This window comes from Streptomyces sp. rh34 (assembly GCF_002551245.1).
Taxonomy (GTDB): domain Bacteria; phylum Actinomycetota; class Actinomycetes; order Streptomycetales; family Streptomycetaceae; genus Streptomyces.
Window position 1 is genome coordinate 1 of the sequence record NZ_NTGZ01000326.1, and the last position, 7,465, is coordinate 7,465.

Annotated in this window: 9 protein-coding genes; 5 read left to right on the top strand and 4 right to left on the bottom strand. The window is 73.5% G+C overall.

Going from position 1 to position 7,465, the window contains the following annotated elements:
• The 3 genes from CR470_RS34050 to CR470_RS34060 all read right to left on the bottom strand — a co-directional run.
• A partial coding sequence (locus CR470_RS34050; RefSeq protein ID WP_107489528.1) for a hypothetical protein occupies positions 1-289 on the bottom strand: 289 nt, incomplete at its 3' end.
• A 90-nt stretch (positions 290-379) separates the two neighbouring features.
• Entirely contained in the window at positions 380-1,933 is a 1,554-nt protein-coding gene (locus CR470_RS34055; RefSeq protein WP_097871298.1) for a peptidoglycan-binding protein, read from the bottom strand.
• A 246-nt stretch (positions 1,934-2,179) separates the two neighbouring features.
• Positions 2,180-2,911, bottom strand: coding sequence for a nitroreductase family protein (locus tag CR470_RS34060; RefSeq protein ID WP_097871299.1), 732 nt, complete (start codon positions 2,909-2,911; stop codon positions 2,180-2,182).
• 153 nt (positions 2,912-3,064) lie between these two features.
• Here CR470_RS34060 and CR470_RS34065 point away from each other — a divergent pair, with 153 nt between their 5' ends.
• Positions 3,065-3,667, top strand: a complete 603-nt coding sequence (locus CR470_RS34065) for a TetR/AcrR family transcriptional regulator (protein WP_097871300.1) — start codon at positions 3,065-3,067, stop codon at positions 3,665-3,667.
• A complete protein-coding gene (locus tag CR470_RS34070) occupies positions 3,664-4,212 on the top strand; it encodes a hypothetical protein (protein WP_097871301.1) in 549 nt (182 codons plus the stop codon). Before CR470_RS34065 ends, CR470_RS34070 begins: the two co-directional genes overlap by 4 nt.
• Before the next feature lie 121 nt (positions 4,213-4,333).
• Here CR470_RS34070 and CR470_RS34075 read toward each other — a convergent pair whose 3' ends face one another.
• A complete protein-coding gene (locus CR470_RS34075) occupies positions 4,334-4,780 on the bottom strand; it encodes a nitroreductase family deazaflavin-dependent oxidoreductase (protein WP_097871302.1) in 447 nt (148 codons plus the stop codon).
• Positions 4,781-5,026: 246 nt separating this feature from the next.
• Between CR470_RS34075 and CR470_RS34080 the strand changes: the two genes are divergently transcribed.
• Genes CR470_RS34080 through CR470_RS34090 form a run of 3 tightly spaced genes read left to right on the top strand, consistent with a single transcriptional unit; the run spans position 5,027 to position 7,453 of the window.
• Positions 5,027-5,260 carry an acyl carrier protein gene (locus tag CR470_RS34080; protein WP_097871303.1) on the top strand — a complete coding sequence of 78 codons (234 nt, stop codon included), beginning with the start codon at positions 5,027-5,029 and terminating at the stop codon, positions 5,258-5,260.
• Entirely contained in the window at positions 5,257-6,522 is a 1,266-nt protein-coding gene (locus tag CR470_RS34085; protein WP_097871304.1) for a beta-ketoacyl-[acyl-carrier-protein] synthase family protein, read from the top strand. The genes CR470_RS34080 and CR470_RS34085 overlap by 4 nt, the downstream gene beginning before the upstream one ends.
• A gap of 22 nt (positions 6,523-6,544) precedes the next feature.
• On the top strand, positions 6,545-7,453 hold the full coding sequence (locus tag CR470_RS34090) for an alpha/beta fold hydrolase (protein WP_097871305.1): 909 nt from the start codon (positions 6,545-6,547) through the stop codon (positions 7,451-7,453).
• Positions 7,454-7,465 lie beyond the last annotated feature (12 nt).

Sequence of the window (7,465 nt, forward strand, 5' to 3'; positions counted from 1 at the left end):
AGATGTGTATAAGAGACAGCCTCCGGGGGCGGAAGCGCGGCCGTGGGCCGCAGCCGCACGGCTCCAGACCCTCGTAGCGCAGGCCCGCCCCCAGGACGGCCGCGACCGCACTCCAGGCAGAGGTGTCACGGCGCGGCGGGGGCGCGAAGTCGTGGCCGGCGCAGACGAGGGCGCGGCCGCAGTTCGGGCAGGGCTGCTCCCGGTCGCCCGAGGGATGCCGCTTGAAGCTGACGCGGCAGGGAACGCAGGCGAAGTGCAGCTTGTAGTGGACCGTCGCGTAGAAGCACACACGACGACGGTATCGGGCCCGGTCGCGGCCCGGCAGGCCCGGGCGGGTCCCCTGCTCCGCTCCGGAGGAGGGGCCCGCCCGGGCCGCGGCTCACTTCCCGCTCTGCAGGGCCCCCCACGTGGCCGGGCCCACCTTGCCGTCGACCGAGAGCTTCCGGCTGGTCTGGTAGCTGCGTACCGCCGTCTCCGTGGCCGGGCCGAAGCTGCCGTCCACGGAGACGGTGGTGCCGAGCGCCGCCGTCAGGGACCGCTGGAGCCGCTTCACCGCGTCGCCCGAACTGCCCCGCGCCAGCGCCGGGGTCGTGCCGGCCGACAGCAGGGCCGTCCAGGTCTTCGGGCCGACCGTCCCGTCCGCTACGAGCGAGCGGGCCCGCTGGAACGTCTGCACCGCGCCCTTGGTGGTGGGCCCGAAGCTGCCGTCCGCCGCGCCCGCCTCGTAACCCTGTGCGTTGAGCAGCGTCTGGACGGCCTTGACCTGCGGGCCGGTGGAGCCGGACTGCTGGGTCGTGTACGTGGGGAAGGTCAGGCCGTCGCCGCCGCTGCCCGGGTCGCCGTCGATCAGCTCCATGTAGTGGTTCCAGTCCCAGTTGGGGCCGGGGTCCGTGTGGTCGGCGCCGGGCGCCTCGCTGTGGCCGATGATGTGCGACCGGTTCTTCGGGATGCCGTACCGCGCCGCGAGGTGCTTGGTGAGGGCGGCGGAGGACCGGTACATCGCTTCCGTGTACCAGGCCGGGTTGTCGACGTAGCCCTCGTGCTCGATCCCGACGGACGAGGAGTTGGTGCCGCCGGCGTGCCAGGCGGTGTCCTTCTCCAGGACCGACTGGGTGACCTCACCGTCCGAGGAGCGGATCGTGTAGTGCGCGCTGACCTCCGAGGCCGGGTTCTGGTACCAGCTGATGGAACCGGCGTACGACCCCTGGGTGGTGTGGATGACCACCTTGTCGATGGCGGCCTTGCGGCCGACGACGAAGTTCCCGGAGTACGCGGGCACCCAGCGCGCCGAGGGGTAGTCCGGGCTCGCGGCGTAGACGTCGGACGCCGACAGCGCGCCCTTGTCCGGGGCGACCGGCCGGGAGGGCACGAGCACCTCCTCGCCGCCGGGCGCCGTGGCGGACACGCCCTCGGCGAGGAATGTGAAGACCGCGTCCGCGTAGAGTGCGGCGGCCGGTCCCTCGGCGGCGCTGTAGCGGGCCACCGCCGGATACCAGGAGTTGACGTCCCGGAGCTCGGCGGCGTCCAGGCCCAGCGCGTCGGCGTGGTCGCGCAGGACGGCAGCGCCGCCGAGGATGTTGGCCGTCGTGTCCCGGCGCAGCCGGGCCGCGCTCTCGCCGGTCAGCTCGGAGGCCTTCTCCAGGGAGCGGTTGGCCGGGTTGCTCGCCAGGTGCATCACGCCGTAGCCGTTCGCCTGGCTGGGCGTGCCCGCGTGGCCGTCGAGACGGCTCTCGCCGTAGCCGACGGCGGCCAGCAGATCGCGCGGTACCCCGTACGCGTGTGCCGCTTCGGCGAGCGCGCGGTTCATCGGGTCGGGCGTGTCCGCTCGCGGGGCGGCGTTCGCCGGGTGCCCGGTCGCGAGGAGGGCTGTGGCGGTGAGGGCCGCCACGGCACAGGCGCGGGCCCGGGTTCGGGCGGCGGTGCGGAGGGGCATGAGGGCTCCTGCTCTGTGGGGTGGGCGTGGGGGGAAGCGAAAAGCCCCCGGGCCCGGAGCGGGCCAGAGGGGTGACGGGCACGGTCAGGCTATCGATATGGGGTGTGCATGACAAAGGGCGAAAGAGGCGTATCCGCTGGCAACATCCTGCAAGCTCATGGGAGTTGAGCGCCGCGCTAGCCCTGTCGGGTGACGTGGAGTCTCACCCGACAGGGGTGTCGGCACGGGTTGACGCGGGGTCGGGTGCTACCAGCGGTCGCGGTGGATGACGTCCGCCACCGGCCGCCGCCGGACCGGGCCGAAGTTGCCCGCGGGCCACCCCACCGGCACGGCGGCGAACGTCGCCATGTCCTCCGGGATGCCCAGCTCCCGCTTCCACTCCTGCTCCAGCATCAGGTGCCAGATGGTGATGTTCGCCGCGAGCCCCAGCCCCCGGGCCGCGAGCAGCAGGTTCTGCACCCCCGGATAGACGCAGGAACCCTCGGCCAGCGCCTGGAAGCGCGTCTGCGTGTTCATCATGTGCTCCGTGCCCGCCGGGCCGAGCGCCCGCGCCGACGCGGCCAGGCCCTCCTCGTCCAGGCGCGGCTCCGGGAACCGGTAGCACGGCACGATCAGCACCGGGGTGTCGGCGAAGTGGTCGCGCTGATGCTCGATCGCCGCGACCATCCGGCCGTACGCCGCCTCGTCCATGCCCGCGGGGGCGTACTTCCCGGTCGTCGCCAGATACGCGTCGACGCACCGCTTCCACAGCGGGGCGAGCCGTGCCATTACCTGGCGGTCGGTCACCACCACGTACTCGTAACGCTGCATGTTGCCGCCGCTGGGACCCCAGACGGCGGCCTGTATCAGCTGCTCGACCGTCTCGTCCGGCACCGCGTCCGGCTTGAGGCGGCGCATGGCGCGCATGGTGGACATGGTGTCGAAGAGAGCGGGGCCGCCGAGGGCGGACGGGTCGGCCTGAACTGTTTCCATGGTCATGATCGCGGAGTTTAGGCAGGTCCCTCCGCCGGTGTCTCCCCACCCCGCGCGCGAAGGTGCGGCCCGACCCGATTGCCCCTGCGGCAGCGGCAGTTGGTGTCGCGCGGTGCCCTACAATGACTGACCAGTCAGTCATTCCACAGGGGGTACGACATGGCCAGGAGAGCCGACCCGGCGGCGCGCCGGGACCTGATCCTGAAGGCCGCGGTGCGGGTGTTCGCCCGGCAGGGGTTCGCCGCGACCCGGGTGGACGACGTCGCCGGAGAAGCGGGCGTCGCCAAGGGCAGCGTCTATCTCCACTTCGACAGCCGGGACGCCTTGCTCACGGCCGCCTTCGAGGAGTACAGAGGCCACGCGCGGGCGGTGATCCAGCAGGCCCGCACCGGCCCGGGAGACGGTCTGGAGCGGCTCGCCCGGCTGGTGCGGTCGGTGCTGGACATGGTCGTGGCGGAGCCCGAACTCGCCCGGATCCTCATCGACCTGTGGGCCGCCGGACGGCAGGGAGCCGCCTCCGGGGTGGACATCTCGGCCGTGTACCGGGAGTACCGAGCGGTGATCGCCGAGCTGCTCGCCGACGCCGAGGCCGAGGGCGTCTGCCGCGCCGGGGTGGGCGCGGGGCACGCGGCGGTCGTCGTCGGGGCGATCGAGGGCTGTCTCGTGCAGTGGATCGTCGATCCCACGCTGCCGGTCGCGGAGCTGACGGCGCCGCTCCTCGACGTGTGCGTCGCGGGGCTGCGTCGCGGGGGAGCCGAATGAGGGCCGCGGGCGGCACGGCGGCCCGCCGGCTCGACGCGCTGCTGGTGGCCCCGGACGCCGAGCGGGGCGAGCGGATCATCTGTTACACGGGGGCGCTCGCCGGCACCGTGATCGCGACAGCCCTCGCCCTGCGCGCCCCGTACGCGTGGCCGGCGCTGACCGTGATCGCCGTGGTGGCCTTCGACCTGTTCGGTGGCACGGTCGTCAACGCCACCCGGTCCGCCAAGCGCCGGTTCCACCGGCCGGGGCGCTCCTGGTTCCACCACTTCGCGTTCGTGGCCGCCCACGTCCAGCCGTTCGCCCTGGCCCTGCTCGTCCCCGGGTTCGGCTGGATCTCCGCCGGCGTCGTCCACGCCCTCACGCTCGCCGGGGCGGCATGCGTCCTGATCGCCCCCGCGGATCTCCGGCAACCGGTCGCCTTCGCCGTCTCCGCCCTGGCGATCACCGTCGCGACGACCTCGGTGACCGTCCCCGGCGAGCTGGCCTGGTTCGCCCCCGTCCTGGTGATCAAGTTGCTGCTGGCCCACCTGCTTCCGGAGCGGTGAACCCGGCGCTCGGCACGGACCGGCGTCCAGGGGGTGTCTGAGCGATTCCGCGCGGGCGGGCGGCGTCCGCCGATCCACGCGGAATGGGCGGAATGGTCAGACACCCCCTGGCCCCGACGACTCAGCGCCGCGTCAGCCGGACGACCGGGATGTCCCGCTCGGTGCCCGCCTGGTACTCCCCGTAGCGCGGGAACAGCTCCACAAGACCCGGCCAGACCCGCGCCTTCTCCTCGGGCGGGAGCGTCGCCGCGACGGCCCCGAACCGCTCGGTGTTCACCCGGAGTTCGACCTCCGGATTGGCCTGGAGGTTCAGGTACCACAGCGGCGGACGGTCCGAGCCGCCGTTGGACGCCACGATCAGATAGTCCTCGCCGTCCCGCCCGTACATCAGCACCGTGCGCCGCACCGACCCGCTGCGCCGGCCGACGTAGTCCATCAGCAGACACGGCACACCCAGCTGGGTGGTGCCCTTCGTGCCGCCGGAGGACTCGTACAGCTCGGCCTGCCGGGCGACCCAGTCGGCGGGGCTCGACGCGACCTCCGCGTTGCCGTCCTGCTCGGCCGTCATCGGTTTCTCCTTCTCTCGTGCCGTCCCGTACGGGCTGCGCCCCCATCCTGGCATCCACCCGCGCCGCACCTGGATTCGTACACCTGGACAGCCCTCCCACCGCACGGGGGAACGCGGGCCGGGAACCTGCCCGGGAAGGCGTATAAAGGGTCCTTCCGGAGCAGCCGGCGTCCCCGATGGCCCCTCCCCCCACCTCCCCTCACAACGCGGCCGGCGTCACCGCGTCACCGAGCCCAGGAGAGCCGAATGAGCACTTCGGAAGAGATCAGCACGCTGCTGGTGACGAAGTTCGGAACCGACCCCGGGGCCATCCGCCCCGATGTTCCCCTGCACCGGCTGCGGCTGGACTCCCTCGCGCTGGAGGAGCTGCGGCTGCTCATCGAGGACCGGCTGGAGGTGGACCTGGAGGATGTCGCGCTCACTTCGCGCGACACCGTCGGCCGCCTCGTCGAGGCCGTCCACGGGAAGGTCTCCGCGTGAGCGCGGCCACCGGCCGGTCCTACCGGCGGGCGCCGCTCGCCCCGTTCGCCGCCGCCGTGACCGGCGTCGGCCTGGTCACCGCGGCCGGTACGGGTGCGGACGCCGCCTGGCACGGCGTCACGGAGGGCCTCGTGCCGTCCGCCGGTCCCCGGCCCGAACTGGACGGCCTGCCCTGCGACTTCTTCTACTCCGTCACCGACTGCGACCCGGGAGCGGTCCTCGGGGTGGCCGCCCAGCGGCTGATGGACCGCTTCGCCCAGCTCGCCGTCATCGCCGCCCGCGAGGCCGTCGCCGACGCCGGACTCGACCCGGCCCTCTGGGACGGCGGCCGCGTCGGTGTCGTCATCGGCTCCGCCCACGGCGGGCTGCCCTTCTACGACGAGCAGCACGCCGCGCTCACCGGGCGCGGACCCCGCCGGGTCTCCCCGAAGCTCGCCCCGCTCAGCGTCGTCAACGGCGCGGCCAGCAGCGTCAGCCTCGACCTCGGCGTCCACGGGCCCAGCCAGGCCGTCTCCACCGCCTGCTCCTCCGGCACCGTCGCCATCGGCACCGCCCACCAGATGCTCCGCTCCGGGGCCTGCGACATCGTCGTCGCGGGCGGCGCGGAATCCACCTGCACCCGCCTCCTGATCGCCAGCGCCTGCAGCCTCAAGGCCGTCTCCACCCGCCGCGAGGACCCCACGAGCGCCTGCCGCCCCTTCGACACCCACCGCGACGGCTTCGTCGTCGGCGAGGGCGCCGGGCTCATCGTCCTGGAGCACCCGGACCACGCCCGAGCCCGGGGCGCTACCGTCCGCGCCCACGTGAGCGGCTACGGTGCCTCCAGCGACGCCCACTCCGCCGTCGCCCCCGACCCCGACGGCCTCGGTATCGAACGCGCCCTGCGCACCGCGCTCGCCGACGCGGGCCTCTCCCCGGCCGAGGTCGGACACGTCAACGCGCACGGCACCTCGACGCTCTCCAACGACCTGATCGAGGCGACGATGCTGCACCGGGTCCTCGGCGAGAGTCCCCTGGTGACCTCCACCAAGGCGATGACCGGCCACACCCTCGGCGCGGCGGGCGGCATCGAGACCGCGCTCACCGTGCTCGCCCTCCAGCGGCAACTGGTGCCGCCCACCGTCAATCTGGACGCACCCGACCCGCAGATCCCGATCGACGTGGTGGCCAAGGAAGCCCGCGGCGCCTCCTTCGACTGCGCCGTCAAGACCTCGCTCGGCTTCGGCGGCCACAACGCGGCACTCGTCCTCACCAGGGCCTGAGCGGAAGGGAACGCAGGAGCACATGCCCGAGGAGATCATCCGGACCCTGGCGGTCGACGGAGTGCGCTACAGCTACCGCGTCCTGCCGGGCGCCCACCCCGGCGAGCCCCCGGCCACCGAACCGGCGCTCATTCTCGGCGGCGCGCTCCAGGGCATGTTCGGCTGGCCCCAGATGGACGACCACCTGGGCCCGGCGACCGATGTGGTCACCGCCGACCTGCCCGGCATGGGCAGCGCCGACCCGCTCCCGCCCGGCCCCAGCGCCGATCTGCTGCGCCGGGCCGTGCTCGGCATCGCCGACGACCTCGGCGCGCCCCGGCTGAACATCTTCGGCTTCTCCTACGGCACCGCCATCGCCTTCGGCTTCGCCCGCCGCCATCGGGAGCGGGTGGCACGCCTGGCCCTCGGCGGCGTCCCGGTCCACATCGACACGGTCCAGGTCGCCTCCTGGGAGCGGGCGCGGCGGCAGCTGGCCGCCGGGGACCGCGAGGGGTTCGCCGCGACGGCCGCCGACGCGCTGATGTGTCTCGACCCCGAACGGCACGTACACCGCAGGGAGTTGGCCCGCCGCTATGTCCGGCGCTCCTTCTTGCACGCGCTCACCCACTCGCCGCACGCGGCGGACTCGCTGTACCGGGCGCTGGCCGACCGGCCCGACTTCTCCGGCGGTCTCAGCGGCGTACCGGCACTGGTCTTCGCCGGGGAGCACGACACGGTGACGCCGCCCGCGCGGCAGCGGGAGTTCGCCGCGACGATCGAGGGCAGCCGCTTCCTGACGATCGGGGAGTCCGACCACTGGGTGGTCCTGGAGCGGGCGGACGAAGTGGCCTCGCTGGTCTCCCGGTTCTTCACCGGCCGGGAGCCGGTGGCCGGCGAGGCCGCCGCCGTCACCCTGCCGCGCCAGGCGGGCGCCCCGGCGGGGCGGACCTGAGCGGGGCCCGGG

What these genes read in the sequence shown, in the direction of transcription:
- CR470_RS34060 (WP_097871299.1), bottom strand. Translation starts at nt 2,911, where the DNA reads ATGACCATGGAAACAGTTCAGGCCGACCCGTCCGCCCTCGGCGGCCCC.
- CR470_RS34065 (WP_097871300.1), top strand. Translation starts at nt 3,065, where the DNA reads ATGGCCAGGAGAGCCGACCCGGCGGCGCGCCGGGACCTGATCCTGAAG.
- CR470_RS34080 (WP_097871303.1), top strand. Translation starts at nt 5,027, where the DNA reads ATGAGCACTTCGGAAGAGATCAGCACGCTGCTGGTGACGAAGTTCGGA.
- CR470_RS34070 (WP_097871301.1), top strand. Translation starts at nt 3,664, where the DNA reads ATGAGGGCCGCGGGCGGCACGGCGGCCCGCCGGCTCGACGCGCTGCTG.
- CR470_RS34075 (WP_097871302.1), bottom strand. Translation starts at nt 4,780, where the DNA reads ATGACGGCCGAGCAGGACGGCAACGCGGAGGTCGCGTCGAGCCCCGCC.
- CR470_RS34090 (WP_097871305.1), top strand. Translation starts at nt 6,545, where the DNA reads ATGCCCGAGGAGATCATCCGGACCCTGGCGGTCGACGGAGTGCGCTAC.
- CR470_RS34055 (WP_097871298.1), bottom strand. Translation starts at nt 1,933, where the DNA reads ATGCCCCTCCGCACCGCCGCCCGAACCCGGGCCCGCGCCTGTGCCGTG.